The following is a 14,005-nucleotide window of genomic DNA, read 5'->3' on the forward strand; positions in this document are numbered from 1 at the left end:
TGAGGTGAATGATGAATGAAGTGAAAAGCATTTTAGCGCAAGCTGAGGATCTCTTGCGTCAAGCCGCAGGCACAAGTGGGGTACAGGCCGCAGAGCTACGTGAAAAGGCGATGGCATTATTGGAGCAAGTCAAGGCTCAAACCAGTGTGTTGCAAGATCAAGCGGTGCAAAAGGCGAAAGAGGCGGGTGCAGCAACAGAGGAGTTTGTTAAGGAAAATCCTTGGAAAGCCGTTGGCATGGCAGCAGGTTTGGGGTTGTTGCTCGGTGCCATGCTTAAAGGCGATGACAAAATGATTGCTGCGGAAAAAGACATTACCCCACCTGCACTTGAAAAATCATAAAAAAATACAGTGAAAGTAAACAATTTACTTTTACCCAGTCTATTTTTACCTTGATTGATGTTTGGTATTTTTCTCCACTTGTTTCGATAAATCATAAAGAGATCACAAAGTGTGGTGTATTTTAAGAGGTTATTTGACTTGAAAAGCCTGTTGGAAAATTTAGACTGGATTCCAAGCCTTCGTTACACGAAGGCTTGTTTTACATTCTAAGTCATTAACGAACCGTCACAGAACCTGCATCATCGTGTGGGTTTTTTTATTGAGGTTCGTCAACCAATGGTGTCTTGCTTCATTTTAGATAGCGAGGGCATTTCTCTCTCGCTTAAAAAGGAGTTTATGATGAAACGAATTAAAGTGGCTGTGTTGGCTGTGGTGATGGGGGGTTCTGCTGGTGCCTTTGCACAAACCCCATGGGGGTGGAATCACAACAGCAGCAATCAGTCCATTCAGCCGTTGATTCCGTCAACAGTGGATTATCAGGATGTATCGCATCGCTCGCTGAGCCGAGAAGAAAGGGCTCGAATTGGGATGGAGCGCATGGAAACGGCACACACTCAAGCACGCGATGAGTACCCCTCCCATGATCGTTGGGCACATGAACGCGCTGTACAAATGCAAGGGGGTGCTGACCAACAGGTTCAAATGAACCATGATTCATACGATGACCATCGATTCGGCGTGCCAGTTGGCACACAGTTTTACTGGAGCAATGCTCAACCTCACATGAATCGCCATGAAGTTTATGCTTATCGCCGTTGGCGAGCTCAACAATTTGCTCAACATGCCCAAGAGCGTCAACATGATGGTTGGAATCAAAACAATGGTCATGGCGTGTTTTCAATTTCATTTCGCAACTGAATAAGCGAATAAGTTTGTGAGCAATGTTGATGCTCTTAAAAAAATCGCCGTTTCGACGGCGATTTTAAATGATCAAGGTAAAAATGAGTGTAAGGCAGAGGCAAAGTCCGAGTGCACAGGGATGTGAGGCCATTTTTTTAAAGCCTCGCGCACGGGTTGACCTTCGTTGTAGCCGTAATCTAAGATGACGCAAGCACATTCAGCGGCTTGAGCGGCCAATGCGTCATTCATGGAATCCCCCACCATCAGTGCGGACTCCACTGAGCTGTTCATTTCTGAAAGGGCATGAAGCAGAGGCTCAGGCAGTGGTTTTCGAACAGTTAAGGTGTCTCCACAAACCACACTGCTGAATAAACCCGACCAGCCAAACTGTTGAATCAACGGCAGTGTGAATTCAGTGGGTTTATTTGTGACGATGCCAAGGCGATGACCTTGTGCGTGCAAAGCGTGCAACACCTCACTCACCCCTTTGTACTCACGTGTTGCATCACCGTTGATGCGGTGATAATGCGCTGCAAAATGGGCATAAGCGATGTCTGTATCAAATGTCAGTGGTTGCTCATGCGTCAATGCGCGTTGAATTAAATTATGAGCACCTTTCCCCACCATGGACAATGCCGTATCAAATGACAGAGGGGGTAAATTGTATTCACCACGCAAGGCATTGACCGCAGCCACCAAATCAGGTGCTGTATCAAGCAAAGTGCCGTCAAGGTCAAACAAGATGGCTTTGATTTGTGGGTGTGCTGTGGGGATGTGCTCGGTGTGTGTCATTATTTGACTTGTGCCAGTTCTGCACGCATCTGATCGATGACAGCCTTGTAATCAGGGGCATTGAAAATGGCTGAGCCTGCTACAAATGTATCCGCACCTGCTTGAGCGATTTCACGAATGTTATCAATTTTCACACCACCATCAATTTCCAATAAAATATTTTGGCCGCCTGCAGCCACGTGCGCATCAATGCGCTCGCGGGCTGCCCGTGTTTTGTTGAGCGTTTCAGGAATGAATGATTGACCACCAAACCCAGGATTGACCGACATCAATAAAATCATGTCAAGTTTGTCCATCACGTGATCAAGAATGTTCAGTGGCGTGGCTGGGTTGAGCACCAAGCCCGCCTTACAACCTAAATCTTTAATTAAACCCAAGCTGCGATCAACGTGACGCGATGCTTCTGGATGAAACGTAATCATGTCAGCGCCAGCTTTGGCAAAACTGCTGATCAACGCATCCACTGGCTCGACCATTAAATGCACATCCATCATGGCATTGCCTGCATACGGTTTAATTGCTTCTAAAATCATGGGTCCAAAAGTCAAATTGGGTACATAGTGATTGTCCATCACATCAAAGTGAATCCAATCGGCACCTGCTGCCAATACGTTGGTGACTTCTTCACCCAATTTAGCAAAATCGGCAGAAAGCAGGGAAGGGGAAATGCGAAAGGTCATGGTGATCCTCAGTTAAATTGAATGCCGTATTTTACTATGCTTTGAAGGCTTTTTTTGATTAGATGCGAAGGGGAGCCGAGCTGGCAAGGTGTTTTAATCGGAGGCGGGCACCCACAAAGCATGCTACAATAAAATCGGTGCCTGTCAGGCTGCATCGAAATCAAACTAAATAAATTAAGATTGAGTCAATGGCTTGGCTTTTGGAGGTGGGTCTCATGTTTAAAATTAAAGTTGATACTGCATTTTGGCCGGAGCATTCAGATCCCGCCAATGATGTGTATGTCTTCGTTTACACCGTTCAAATCACCAACGTGGGTCAAAAATCAGCGCAATTACTAAGCCGCCACTGGGTGATCACCGATGGTTTCGGCACCACCCGCGAAGTTCGCGGTGATGGTGTGGTTGGGGTTCAACCAAAAATTGCGGCGGGTGAAAGCTTTGAATACAGCAGCAGCTGTCCTTTATCCACACCGTTTGGTCGAATGCATGGTGAATATTATTGCGTCGACGAAACGGGCGCACAGTTTATTGTGGATATTTCTCAATTTTTACTGACTGCTCCAAACACCGTTCATTGAGTTTTTTAATTTTTTAATTGTTTTTAAAATGAAGCACACCGATTCAACACACACATCGAATACCACCACCGTTAGCATTTATCACAATCCCAAGTGCGGTACATCGCGCAATACCCTTGAGCTTATTCGTCAAGCAGGCATTGAGCCAGAAATTGTGCTTTATCTTGAAACACCCCCATCTCGAACTGAATTGACTCAGCTGATCGCTGACATGGGCATCTGTGCGCGTGATTTGGTGCGCACAAAAGGGGATTTATACCTTGAGCTGAATTTAGCAAATGCAGCTTTGAACGAAGATGAATGGGTTGATATCATGGTTGAGCATCCCATTCTTATTGAGCGGCCGATTGTGGTGACGACACATGGCACACGATTGTGCAGGCCAGCAGACAGGGTGTTGGAAATTTTACCCAAGTGAACTGCTGATCAAATACCCAGAGACCGTGAGATGAAGAAAACGATTGTTGTATTTTTATAATGTTTCTTTGTACACGAAAGCAAAACCAAACAAAGCAAAGCATTTTTTTGTTGGATGGCTGTCCACCAAATGAACCATTCGAGCATTGAGTTAAAACAAACACCATTTACAAAGTTTCTTGCTTGATGAGTGGATTTTACTTTAACCACCATTGCTTGCGGTGTTTGGATTCATTCAATCTGGGAGTTCATTATGAAAAAAACAGCGCATATTGCCTTATTCGGCGCATTAGCCCTTCTCACTACAGCTTGCACCGTTACACCTCCACGTGTTGCAGTCAGCGGCCCGACGATCAGTATCCCTGATGTGTTTGTGATTGGTGATGGGGCTTATCATCCACATCGTGACAATGTGCAATTTGAATCACATGATCGCAGGGATTTTGGTCGGTCACATCACAATCAACGTTCACACGGTGGGTACAATGCAGGCTATGCTCGAGGAAATGAGTGGGGCAATCAAGATTGGGGATCTCATCGTTAATCCGTGGAATCTCAATATGAATGCCAGCATAAAACAAACGGTTTAATGTGTTGCTTGTCTAATGGCTTAAACAATGGGTCATTATGAGCGCATATCATGAGCGAAAAATGACAAAAGAACGTGTCACTCTTCGTGGCTGTTCGAAGTTAATGTTTGAATCGCGGAAAAAGCGTGAATATCATCCCACCATAAAAACCTCCGTTTCGGAGGTTTTTTACATGACTGTTTTGTTCACATGCTTTAAGCAATGCTGGCACCCAAAGCAGGAAACACATCGGTGAACAACAGTGTGATCAATTGTTGACCCGCTGGCGTAGACCAGTCTTTTGCAATTTCTGCCATCAGCGTGTTGGTTGCTGTGAGCACCACGCCTGCATCGCGCATGCGCTGGCGTGAAAACTCCTCAGACAAATCACTTGGTGAACCCGATGCATCCATCACGGCTTGCACATTAAAACCTTCGAGTGCTGCATCAATTGCGGGGAAAATCAGGCACACGTCGGTGGTGACGCCAGCCATAATCAAATTTTTACGGCCTGTGGCGAGCACGGCATTGCGAAAGTCAGCGTATGCCCATGCGTTGACCACACCAGGTCGTTTAACTCGCGCTGCGTGTGCTTCAGGCAAAATTTTTGCAATCTCTGGCAAAATTGGACCTTGGGCATTTTCTTCTTGACTTGATGTGATGACGACAGGCATGTTGAGGATTTTGGCCATTTTGGCAAGCGCAATCGACTGCTTGGCTGCGAATTCACGGTCAATGTTTTTGATGAGTTGCATGGTGCCGACCTGATGGTCAATCAATAGCAGGGCGGTGTCATCGGCGTTAAAGTAGTTCATGATGTTTCCTTGAGTTAAAAACTTAAAATTTAAAGTTGAAGTTGCTTTGAGGTAGCCCACCTCAGGGGGTCAAAATAAGTTAAGTATGGTATGGGGTGTTTGGATTAAATGGGTGCGCCACTAAATACCACTATTTGCGCCTTGCCATGTTGAGTGTGAAGTTCAATGGTGTGCGCTTCATTCTGTGCGGCAAAAATGGGTATTGCACTTTGATTGGATTCAAAAATTGCCCCATTGATGGTGACTGTACCAACAATGGGCATAACAAAAGCATTGTGTCCTGCTGCAATCGGTACAATCAACACCGCCCCGTCATCCAGCGAAATATCAAACAGATTGACTTCAGTTGGTGGTGTCAGTGGTGAGTGCGCTGAGCCATAACTGCCCAAGGGGACACGCACACGCACACCATTTTGTTTGACAACGGGGATGTCTTTTGCATCAAGGCTTAGGACAAAAGGCGCATCGCTTTTTTTCTCATCAGCCAAATCAACAAAGATTTGTAATTGGTGCACGGTTTTACCGATTTCTAAAGGGTCTTCTTGATGGCGTATACCGCGACCAGCCGCTGCCCAATGCAAGCCGCCCGCGTGAATGAGGTTGTGGTTGCCCAATGAGTCTTGGTTGTTTATTGGGGTTTGTGTGTCTTCAAATACATAAGACACTGCTGACAGCCCCACATGCTGGTGCATGGGGAACGTCGGTGCACTCATCCAAGCATGATCCACACCTAGAAAAGGTGCCATGCTGCCACTGCGCAATGCATGGGCACGAAAGTTATGGCCTCGGCTCATGGTTTGTAATTGAGCGGTGATCATGGTGTACTCCTAAGGTTTGTTTCGATGATTGAAATCATACGCTTGAATTGATTTGGGATAAATGGGGTAAAATGGACTTGACTAATGCATTTTTGGAGCAATAAAAATGAAGCAATTGAATGACATGGGCTTATTTGTCGAGGTGGTCAAAGCAATGAATTTTCGTCGCGCAGCAGAGGTGTTGGGCATGCCCAGCTCAACCTTGTCACGGCGCATCAGTGCATTAGAAAAGGCCATTGGTTTACGGCTGTTACATCGAACGACGCGAAAAATTGAGTTAACAGAAGCAGGACAGGTTTATTTTGAGCGGTGTAAACGAATTGTTGAAGAGGCTCGGCTGGCGCATGAGCAATTGGGTGATATGCTCGCTCAGCCAAGCGGTGTGCTGCGTGTTTCGCTGCCCGTTGATTTTTCGGTGACCTATTTGGCACCATTGATTGCCGAGTTTGCCAGACAGTTTCCTTTGATTGATTTTGATTTAAACGCCAGTCCACGCAATGTAGATTTAGTCGGTGAGCCATTTGATGTGGCGATTCGCATGGGTGAACCTGTTGATTCGTTGTTAATTGCGAGGCCACTTGCTTCCTTATCCACCCATATTTACGCTTCACCTGATTATATTGAGCAAAAAGGTGAGCCAAAGCAGCCCGCTGATCTGTCGCATCACGAGTGTTTGTACATGCTAAAAGCCAATACATGGTTGCTGCATGATGACACGCAAAGTCATCATGTTGCTGTGAGCAGTCGTTTTATGCTCAATAGCATGGGCATGGTTCGACGCTTTGCAGCATTGGGTATGGGTGTTGCCATTCTGCCCGCAGGCATAGCGGCCGATGATGTGGCGCATGGTTTGCTGCAACAGGTGTTGCCTGAGTGGCGAGGTGCGTCTATCCCAGTGTATGCCTTAACAGAGACACGTCTTTTGCCAGCTAAAGTGTTGCGTTTTATTGAGTTTTTACGGTTGCATTTAGCGGCACAGCCAGCATAGATTTTGTTTGTGAATCGAGTTATTTCAGATTGGGGTGATAATCGAAACCTAAATCATCCGATTCATCCGATGAGTCATTACGGGCTTGCCTCCAATCTCCTGCGCTGTGAGAGGTCGTGTCAAGTACAAGTATGGCGGAATCGGTGTGGTTTTCATCAAATTGGGCAGCGCAGTTTATTGAGGATGGATTGAAATGAGCATTCTGTACCTTATTTAATTGACCTGATGTGAAAAATCCCCAGCCTTTCGACTGGGGATTTTTGTAGGTTTTTTTGTTGCACATTGAACTGAGGCCTCAATTCAATGTGCAGCTCAAACCAAAAAAAGCAAAGGTTTGCTTTTTTTGACACATTACATCATGCCGCCCATACCACCCATACCGCCCATGCCACCCATATCAGGCATAGCAGGTTTGTCTTCTGGGATTTCAGCGATCATGCAATCGGTGGTCAAGATCAAGCCAGCAACCGATGCTGCATTTTGCAATGCTGTGCGCGTGACTTTGGTTGGGTCGAGAACGCCCATTGCCACCATGTCGCCGTATTCACCCGTTGAAGCGTTGTAACCGAAGTTACCTGTTTCAGCGATGACGCGGTTCACGACCACAGAGGCTTCCTCACCTGCATTTTGAACGATTTGACGCAATGGCTCTTCCATCGCACGCAGAACGATTTGGATACCAGCGTTTTGATCGGCATTGACGCCAGTCAAACCACTGATCGCTGCACGGGCGCGGAGGAGGGCAACGCCACCACCAGGCACGATGCCTTCTTCAACCGCTGCACGGGTTGCATGCAATGCGTCTTCAACGCGCGCTTTTTTCTCTTTCATTTCGACTTCAGTCGCTGCACCGACTTTAATCACGGCAACGCCACCAGCGAGTTTAGCAACACGTTCTTGCAATTTTTCGCGATCATAGTCAGATGTTGATTCTTCGATTTGTGCGCGGATTTGTTTTACGCGGGCTTCGATGTTCGCTGTTTGACCTGCGCCATCGATGATGATTGTGTTCTCTTTAGCGATTTCAACACGTTTGGCTTGACCCAAATGTTCTAAAGTCACTTGTTCCAAAGTCAAACCTGTTTCTTCAGCGATCACTGTGCCGCCCGTGAGGATGGCGATGTCTTCTAACATGGCTTTGCGGCGGTCACCGAAACCTGGGGCTTTAACGGCAGCAGTTTTCAAAATGCCACGGATGTTATTCACCACCAAAGTGGCCAATGCTTCACCGTCAACGTCTTCTGCAACGATCAACAATGGACGGCCAGATTTAGCCACTTGTTCCAAAGTTGGGAGCAAATCACGGATGTTAGAGATTTTTTTGTCAAACAACAAAACGAATGGAGAGTCGAGTTCAACCACTTGTTTTTCAGCGTTGTTGATGAAGTAAGGTGACAAGTAGCCACGGTCAAATTGCATGCCTTCAACCACGTCGAGTTCATTTTGCAATGATTTGCCGTCTTCAACAGTGATCACGCCTTCTTTGCCGACTTTGGCCATTGCTTCAGCAATGATGTTGCCGATTGAGTCGTCAGAGTTGGCAGAAATCGTGCCGACTTGGGCGATTTCTTTGTTAGAAGTTGTTGGTTGTGACAGTTTTTTCAATTCTTCGATGGCGGCGATGGTTGCTTTATCAATGCCACGTTTCAAATCCATTGGGTTCATGCCTGCGGCAACGTATTTCATGCCTTCGCGAACCACTGATTGTGCCAAAACGGTCGCAGTGGTTGTGCCGTCACCTGCGTTGTCAGAAGTGCGTGAAGCCACTTCTTTAACCATTTGCGCACCCATGTTTTGGAATTTGTCTTTGAGTTCGACTTCTTTAGCAACAGACACGCCGTCTTTGGTGACAGTAGGGCCGCCGAAGCTGCGTTCTAATACAACGTTACGGCCTTTAGGGCCTAAAGTAACTTTAACTGCGTCGGCGAGAATGTTAACGCCTTCGACCATTTTTGCACGGGCGATGTCGCCGAATAATACTTGTTTTGCTGGCATTTTGAGTTCCTCAAATGAATGTTTGATGCATTTAATACAATACTCATGTTAATTAACGGTGTCTTTTTTGAAAGCCCCAGCATTTGTCACACACTGTGTTGATTTAAGCAATCTTTACCCGTCACGTTGGTTGTAATAAGGGTGTGGGGGTCAAGCACGAATGAAACCGACACGCGATTGACGCTCGAAAAGTTTTCTTTAAATGACGCTGTTAACTGTATGAATAAATTTAATTAAATTGATTTGGATGTGACAAAACCTTAGTTTTGAACCACGCCCATGATGTCTTCTTCGCGCATGACGAGCACTTCGTCACCGTCGATTTTTACAGTTTGGCCTGCATATTTACCGAACAACACGCGATCACCAACTTTAACGTCAAGGGCTTGTTGTACGCCTTGGTCGTTGCGTTTGCCTGGACCGACAGCGATGACTTCACCTTGATCTGGCTTTTCAGTCGCGCTTTCAGGGATGACGATGCCCGAAGCGGTCGTGCGCTCCGCGTCAACACGTTTAACAATCACGCGGTCGTGCAATGGACGAATGTTCATGGATAACTCCTATCAGTTTAAGAACAATAAAATCAAAATGTTAGGGCGTTGTTGGACGTTCTATTTTCCAAAAAGTACCGTTTTAGCACTCACGTCCCTAGACTGCTAATTATGATGGCTTTATCCATATATTTCAAGGGGAAAGGCGGAATCTTTTCACATCCAATTTATTCTTTTCAGGCATACCACTGTGAAAGTCATTTGCGTCATTGGATGCACCCTCGTACAATGGATGCATTCTTTTAATCGACTTCTCTTATGACCTTTCTAATTTCCCCACCAACGACTGAGACAGAACAATTCATCCATGCGATTCAACACCATGGCTATGCGGTCATTGCCGCAACTGATGTGAACCAGTGGGCAAGTGATGAAACGGGCCACAATTTAAGTGCATTGGTGGCCAGTTGGAATGATTTACCCCCCGATCATTATTTAAAGGATGGCGGACGCTATCGCCGTCGCCGCCATTCTTGTTTCATTGCCGAGGCCGATCAAGTGATGCAAGTGCCGCATCGTGCGCATTGGCAGCCTTTGGCTTATAACGCTTTGCATGGTGGCATGGAGCGCATGTTTGAGCCCATTGAGCCTGCTGTGATTGCGAATCCTGCATGGCAAAATGTGCTGCGGATTTTGGCAAAGCAATGCTCATCATTAAAAGGTGAGCAGCCATGGTTCATTGAGGCTCATCAATTTCGCATTGACACCACCGATGGCATCGGACGCCCCACACCTGAAGGTGCGCACCGTGATGGCGTTGATTTTGTGGCTGTGTTGGTGGTTGGGCGTGAGGGCATCAAAGGCGGAGAAACCCGTGTATTTGAGTCAGATGGGCCAAATGGACAACGTTTCACCTTAATCGAACCGTGGACATTGTTGTTTTTAGATGATGAAAAAGTCATCCATGAGTCGACCCCGATTCAGCCGTTGGATGGGGCGGGTCATCGGGATACTTTGGTATTAACTTTTAGGCGTGGTGGGTTTCAAGGTGTGTAGGATTGAAGTGGTTAAAATTGATGAGAAAGCCCAATGTCGGCTGCCGCACCGAAAATGCGATTAAAACGTGCATAAGTTTTGTTCTTGATCGTCAGCTTGCCTTGCGCTCGCTCGACCATTAAATTGGTAAATATTTGGGTGTGATGTCCAAAATGATGAACATATCCAAGACCCAGTTTGTCAATTTTAAGTGTGGCGTTGCTGTTTTTGTAAGTAAACGTTTTAAATTTTTGTATGCCATAGTTGGCAAATAAAGTGTCAATTGGTGTGATGTTTAGTGCCAATGAAGCTTGTGCGGTGTGGTGGTTGAGATAAATTTTGGGTGAGTAACTGATTTTTCCTTGGGCGAAAGAACCGCTTAAGGTTAAATTTCGCCATGAGTAAGAACCCATCACTTTCCACTCATTATTAAGCAATGGTGGGACAAGTGTATCGCCTAAACCCGTCAATCTTATGAGTTTCGAATCACGTAAATCCCCTAAAATTCCCCAAATCTCATCGGCTGAAAAATACTGCTTTTGCCAACCTGCGCCAAGATAACCGTTAGATGCAGTGTATCGAGTGGCCAAACCAAAAGAAGCTTTGCGTTTTGGATTTTGAGAGCCTTCGTAAGTGTTTCCCATGACACCTGCTCGGGTTGTTCTGGCAGCCATGAATTGGATGTTTTTATTATTAAAATCATAAAAAGCACCGTTGCTCCACAAGCCACCCAGCAATGTTTGATTCATATCTGTGTCAAATTTGGCATGTAATTTGCCCACGCTGTTATCCAACCTGTCAAATGGTGTATTTGAGCGGCCAAAATACAGTTGATGTTGCCCCATGTCGTTTTGAAAGCGGAGTCCCACCAATGATTTGTTGTGGTTGTATTTGGGGGTGATGCCCCCATTGTCACGGCTTCCTGTGTAAAGAACGCCATTGTTTGCACTAAAACCCATTTCTAATTGTGCAAAAGCTGAGGTTTGATGGCCGAGATCTTCTTTGATTTTGATGCCAACATAAGAGTCACCTTCAGATTTTTGCTTAAACTTAACCATGCGCTCGAGAGCGAGGACATGTTTAAGTGCTTTGCGCTCTGTTTCAATAAAGTGTTTCACTTTGATTTTTTTTGCTGCATCGATCAAATTTTTTAAATCATCTTTGTCCTCAGATGTCCATAGGCTGTTTTTGTCGATGGCCTTTGCAGCATCAATGAGCGCATCTATGCTGCTTTGACTCACATCCTTGCCGCCATTTTTGATCGCTTGTAGAATGTTGATGTCTTTGATGGCATCGATTAGTTTCTGGATGTCGGCACGTTGCTCATCAATTTGAAAGTCATCATTTAATTTATGAGCTGCGGCGACAACGGCATCTAAATCTGAAATGATGCCAGATGATGAAAGGCGATTTCTTTCAGCGCGTTGTGCTTTCCATAAACGCTGTAAACCGCCATTGTCTAATAAATCAAGGTATTTGCTTTGAGCCTCATACGCAATTTGCATCGAACCATACAGTTCGATGCTTGATGCGGCATGTGTTAAGCTGGAATAAGTGATAAATATGAATGCTACCCCTGTACCTTTTATCATTTCGCCCTTTAGATGTGTTTATTATTGTTTGATCAAGGGCGGATTCTAGCACAAAGGGGGAAGGAGAATGGTCTTATCTCAACGCATTCATCGCCTGCACAAGCCCCTGCGCCGCAACTGTGGCGGCTTGCGCGAAGTCTTCACCTTTAGAAGCATAAATGATGCCACGTGATGAGTTGATCATCACACCTGTGCCATTTTCAGTTAAGCCTGCTTTTAAGGTGGCGTTCAAATCCCCGCCTTGCGCGCCAATGCCTGGGATCAATAAAGGCATATCACCAACCAAATCCCGTACGAGTTTCACTTCATTTGGGAAGGTGGCGCCAACAACAAGGGCACATTGACCATTGGTGTTCCATTTGTCTGCGACGAGGTGGGCGACATGTTGATAGAGTGGCCGTGTGTGGTCATCGACACTGACATTGAGGAATTGTAAGTCACTGCCACCTGCATTGGAGGTGCGGCACAGGACAATGACCCCTTTGTTGCTGTAACTCAAATAGGGTTCAACGGAGTCAAAGCCCATATATGGGTTGACTGTGACGGCATCGGCTTGGTAGCGATCAAATGCTTCAATGGCATATTGTGTGGCGGTGGAGCCAATGTCACCGCGTTTGGCATCGAGAATGACGGGGATGTGCGGATGGTGGGTGTGGCTGTAAGCGATCAGATCTTGTAGAACATGTTCGGCACTGTGGGCTGCAAAGTAAGCGATTTGTGGTTTGAAGCTGCATGCATAGGGTGCAGTGGCGTCAATGATGGTTTTACAAAACTCAAAAATAGCTTGTTCAATGGGTAAGGCTTGCAAGTGTGTAGGCATCATCTGAATGTCGGGGTCGAGACCGACGCACAGCAGTGAGTTCTGTGTGTGCCAAGCTTGGTTGAGCTGTTGCATGAACGCGGGGCGCGGGGTGATCATAATAAACGTCCTCTAAATAAATGTGAGTGGTAAGTATCGATGCTTTATTTTATTGTGTCGCCGCTTTGCGCAAGGTGTCAATGCGCTCCGTTGTCGGCGGGTGGTTGGCGAACAAGTCGCCTAAATTAAAATTTGATTTGCTCGTTTTACTGCTGTCTTTTGAAGGTGGGTTGGCTTTACTGGACGCATCTGTTTTTTTTGTTTCGTGTTTTTGTTCCATGATGACAAAGAAATCTGCCAGTACGGCGGGTGAGATGCTGTTTAATCTCATCATTTTAATCGCATAATTGTCAGCATCACGCTCAAAATCACGCGAGTATTTTTCAGAAAAAAGTGAAGATGCACCCAAGTTAACCAAGGTGCTGCCATAATCACCCAACCAAGAGGCGACGGCAAAGCTGACAATGCTGTTTTGAATGATGCCGCGCATGGTGTGACGGTGGGCCACATGGCCGAGTTCATGTGAGAGTACGCCCATGGTTTGGTCATCTGAAGTGGTAAGGTTGACCAGTTCGTCGAGCAAAACCACATCCCCAGACGGGAGTGCAAAAGCATTGGGGCCGATGTCGGGTGCGCTGTAAAAATGCAGTTTGAATGGCACTTTGGTGTCTGGTTTTTTGAGCGCATTGAATTGGGTCAAAAGCGCCAATTGTCTTTTTTTACTTAGCTTGCTTGGTTGAAGTGTTTCATTGTCTTCCATTTGCGTCAATGCTTCTTGACTCATGTCATCAAGCAAATGGCTGGGCATACGGTCTGCAATGCGTTCGGCAACCACAGGCAATGCGAAAAAGTACAACAGGGCGACCAATCCGACAAAAGTCATCAGTGCACCAGCGATGAATGGCCACGTGCGATAATGGCGGTCAAACCAACGCATTTGACGTAAATGGGGGACGTTTAAGCTGTCCAGCAGTCGTTCGGCATCGGCGTTGTCATGAAATTCAAGCGCCATATTGTTCGACAAATTGATGAAGCGTCGACCATTTGGTGTCGACAACGTCGGGCTGATGTCTTGGTCTTCGATGGTGTATGCTTGCCCATTGGCACGAATGATGAGTTTCCCATTGTAAACAGAGACTTGCGCTTCATGTGCGAGTGCTGACGTGCCGTCATAAAATTCAATGCGTGCCATAAA

At 46.2% G+C, this 14,005-nt stretch carries 16 protein-coding genes; 7 read left to right on the forward strand and 9 right to left on the reverse strand.

Annotated features, from left to right (window positions below):
• The first annotated feature begins 8 nt into the window (after window positions 1-8).
• Together DTO96_RS07450 and DTO96_RS07455 are read left to right on the forward strand one after the other, a co-directional pair.
• On the forward strand, window positions 9-341 hold the full coding sequence (locus DTO96_RS07450) for an ElaB/YgaM/YqjD family protein (protein WP_225972450.1): 333 nt from the start codon (window positions 9-11) through the stop codon (window positions 339-341).
• A gap of 336 nt (window positions 342-677) precedes the next feature.
• Window positions 678-1,199 carry a hypothetical protein gene (locus tag DTO96_RS07455; protein ID WP_157964369.1) on the forward strand — a complete coding sequence of 174 codons (522 nt, stop codon included), beginning with the start codon at window positions 678-680 and terminating at the stop codon, window positions 1,197-1,199.
• A 72-nt stretch (window positions 1,200-1,271) separates the two neighbouring features.
• Here DTO96_RS07455 and gph read toward each other — a convergent pair whose 3' ends face one another.
• Both gph and rpe read right to left on the reverse strand, forming a co-directional pair.
• Complete coding sequence (gene gph / locus DTO96_RS07460) at window positions 1,272-1,973, reverse strand: phosphoglycolate phosphatase (RefSeq protein ID WP_114562919.1); 702 nt, start codon at window positions 1,971-1,973, stop codon at window positions 1,272-1,274.
• Window positions 1,973-2,653 (reverse strand): ribulose-phosphate 3-epimerase, encoded by a 681-nt coding sequence (gene rpe / locus DTO96_RS07465; protein ID WP_114562920.1) that lies wholly within the window; start codon window positions 2,651-2,653, stop codon window positions 1,973-1,975. Before rpe ends, gph begins: the two co-directional genes overlap by 1 nt.
• 215 nt (window positions 2,654-2,868) lie before the next feature.
• On the opposite strand from rpe, the gene apaG reads away from it, so the two are divergent.
• From apaG to DTO96_RS07480, 3 genes are all read left to right on the forward strand, one after another.
• Window positions 2,869-3,231 carry a Co2+/Mg2+ efflux facilitator ApaG/CorD gene (gene apaG / locus DTO96_RS07470; protein ID WP_114563971.1) on the forward strand — a complete coding sequence of 121 codons (363 nt, stop codon included), beginning with the start codon at window positions 2,869-2,871 and terminating at the stop codon, window positions 3,229-3,231.
• Window positions 3,232-3,259: 28 nt separating this feature from the next.
• Entirely contained in the window at window positions 3,260-3,649 is a 390-nt protein-coding gene (gene arsC / locus DTO96_RS07475; RefSeq protein ID WP_114562921.1) for an arsenate reductase (glutaredoxin), read from the forward strand.
• 252 nt (window positions 3,650-3,901) lie between these two features.
• Window positions 3,902-4,192, forward strand: coding sequence for a hypothetical protein (locus DTO96_RS07480; RefSeq protein ID WP_114562922.1), 291 nt, complete (start codon window positions 3,902-3,904; stop codon window positions 4,190-4,192).
• Between the two features lie 240 nt (window positions 4,193-4,432).
• On the opposite strand, the gene DTO96_RS07485 is transcribed toward DTO96_RS07480, so the two are convergent.
• Both DTO96_RS07485 and DTO96_RS07490 read right to left on the reverse strand, forming a co-directional pair.
• Window positions 4,433-5,032 (reverse strand): isochorismatase family protein, encoded by a 600-nt coding sequence (locus DTO96_RS07485; RefSeq protein WP_114562923.1) that lies wholly within the window; start codon window positions 5,030-5,032, stop codon window positions 4,433-4,435.
• Between the two features lie 104 nt (window positions 5,033-5,136).
• Entirely contained in the window at window positions 5,137-5,850 is a 714-nt protein-coding gene (locus tag DTO96_RS07490; RefSeq protein ID WP_114562924.1) for a pirin family protein, read from the reverse strand.
• 106 nt (window positions 5,851-5,956) lie between these two features.
• Here DTO96_RS07490 and DTO96_RS07495 point away from each other — a divergent pair, with 106 nt between their 5' ends.
• Window positions 5,957-6,838, forward strand: a complete 882-nt coding sequence (locus DTO96_RS07495) for a LysR family transcriptional regulator (protein WP_114562925.1) — start codon at window positions 5,957-5,959, stop codon at window positions 6,836-6,838.
• Between the two features lie 351 nt (window positions 6,839-7,189).
• Here DTO96_RS07495 and groL read toward each other — a convergent pair whose 3' ends face one another.
• The gene (gene groL / locus DTO96_RS07505; protein ID WP_114562927.1) at window positions 7,190-8,833 is read right to left on the reverse strand and encodes a chaperonin GroEL; all 1,644 of its coding nucleotides are present in this window, start codon (window positions 8,831-8,833) and stop codon (window positions 7,190-7,192) included.
• Between the two features lie 260 nt (window positions 8,834-9,093).
• Entirely contained in the window at window positions 9,094-9,384 is a 291-nt protein-coding gene (locus DTO96_RS07510; protein ID WP_114562928.1) for a co-chaperone GroES, read from the reverse strand.
• 258 nt (window positions 9,385-9,642) lie between these two features.
• On the opposite strand from DTO96_RS07510, the gene DTO96_RS07515 reads away from it, so the two are divergent.
• Window positions 9,643-10,380, forward strand: coding sequence for a 2OG-Fe dioxygenase family protein (locus DTO96_RS07515; protein ID WP_114562929.1), 738 nt, complete (start codon window positions 9,643-9,645; stop codon window positions 10,378-10,380).
• An 11-nt stretch (window positions 10,381-10,391) separates the two neighbouring features.
• Here the strand turns inward: DTO96_RS07515 and DTO96_RS07520 are convergent, their stop codons facing one another.
• The 3 genes from DTO96_RS07520 to DTO96_RS07530 form a co-directional block, all read right to left on the reverse strand.
• Window positions 10,392-11,951 (reverse strand): porin, encoded by a 1,560-nt coding sequence (locus DTO96_RS07520; RefSeq protein WP_114562930.1) that lies wholly within the window; start codon window positions 11,949-11,951, stop codon window positions 10,392-10,394.
• Window positions 11,952-12,024: 73 nt separating this feature from the next.
• The gene (gene pyrF / locus DTO96_RS07525; protein ID WP_114562931.1) at window positions 12,025-12,870 is read right to left on the reverse strand and encodes an orotidine-5'-phosphate decarboxylase; all 846 of its coding nucleotides are present in this window, start codon (window positions 12,868-12,870) and stop codon (window positions 12,025-12,027) included.
• A 49-nt stretch (window positions 12,871-12,919) separates the two neighbouring features.
• Window positions 12,920-14,002: a M48 family metallopeptidase gene (locus tag DTO96_RS07530; protein WP_157964370.1), complete on the reverse strand. Its 1,083-nt coding sequence runs from the start codon at window positions 14,000-14,002 to the stop codon at window positions 12,920-12,922.
• Window positions 14,003-14,005: the final 3 nt, after the last annotated feature.

It is taken from the genome of Ephemeroptericola cinctiostellae (assembly GCF_003339525.1).
GTDB classification, from domain to species: domain Bacteria; phylum Pseudomonadota; class Gammaproteobacteria; order Burkholderiales; family Burkholderiaceae; genus Hydromonas; species Hydromonas cinctiostellae.

What these genes read in the sequence shown, in the direction of transcription:
- DTO96_RS07450 (WP_225972450.1), top strand. Translation starts at nt 9, where the DNA reads ATGATGAATGAAGTGAAAAGCATTTTAGCGCAAGCTGAGGATCTCTTG.
- DTO96_RS07455 (WP_157964369.1), top strand. Translation starts at nt 678, where the DNA reads ATGATGAAACGAATTAAAGTGGCTGTGTTGGCTGTGGTGATGGGGGGT.
- gph (WP_114562919.1), bottom strand. Translation starts at nt 1,973, where the DNA reads ATGACACACACCGAGCACATCCCCACAGCACACCCACAAATCAAAGCC.
- rpe (WP_114562920.1), bottom strand. Translation starts at nt 2,653, where the DNA reads ATGACCTTTCGCATTTCCCCTTCCCTGCTTTCTGCCGATTTTGCTAAA.
- apaG (WP_114563971.1), top strand. Translation starts at nt 2,869, where the DNA reads ATGTTTAAAATTAAAGTTGATACTGCATTTTGGCCGGAGCATTCAGAT.
- arsC (WP_114562921.1), top strand. Translation starts at nt 3,260, where the DNA reads ATGAAGCACACCGATTCAACACACACATCGAATACCACCACCGTTAGC.
- DTO96_RS07480 (WP_114562922.1), top strand. Translation starts at nt 3,902, where the DNA reads ATGAAAAAAACAGCGCATATTGCCTTATTCGGCGCATTAGCCCTTCTC.
- DTO96_RS07485 (WP_114562923.1), bottom strand. Translation starts at nt 5,032, where the DNA reads ATGAACTACTTTAACGCCGATGACACCGCCCTGCTATTGATTGACCAT.
- DTO96_RS07490 (WP_114562924.1), bottom strand. Translation starts at nt 5,850, where the DNA reads ATGATCACCGCTCAATTACAAACCATGAGCCGAGGCCATAACTTTCGT.
- DTO96_RS07495 (WP_114562925.1), top strand. Translation starts at nt 5,957, where the DNA reads ATGAAGCAATTGAATGACATGGGCTTATTTGTCGAGGTGGTCAAAGCA.
- groL (WP_114562927.1), bottom strand. Translation starts at nt 8,833, where the DNA reads ATGCCAGCAAAACAAGTATTATTCGGCGACATCGCCCGTGCAAAAATG.
- DTO96_RS07510 (WP_114562928.1), bottom strand. Translation starts at nt 9,384, where the DNA reads ATGAACATTCGTCCATTGCACGACCGCGTGATTGTTAAACGTGTTGAC.
- DTO96_RS07515 (WP_114562929.1), top strand. Translation starts at nt 9,643, where the DNA reads ATGACCTTTCTAATTTCCCCACCAACGACTGAGACAGAACAATTCATC.
- DTO96_RS07520 (WP_114562930.1), bottom strand. Translation starts at nt 11,951, where the DNA reads ATGATAAAAGGTACAGGGGTAGCATTCATATTTATCACTTATTCCAGC.
- pyrF (WP_114562931.1), bottom strand. Translation starts at nt 12,870, where the DNA reads ATGATCACCCCGCGCCCCGCGTTCATGCAACAGCTCAACCAAGCTTGG.
- DTO96_RS07530 (WP_157964370.1), bottom strand. Translation starts at nt 14,002, where the DNA reads ATGGCACGCATTGAATTTTATGACGGCACGTCAGCACTCGCACATGAA.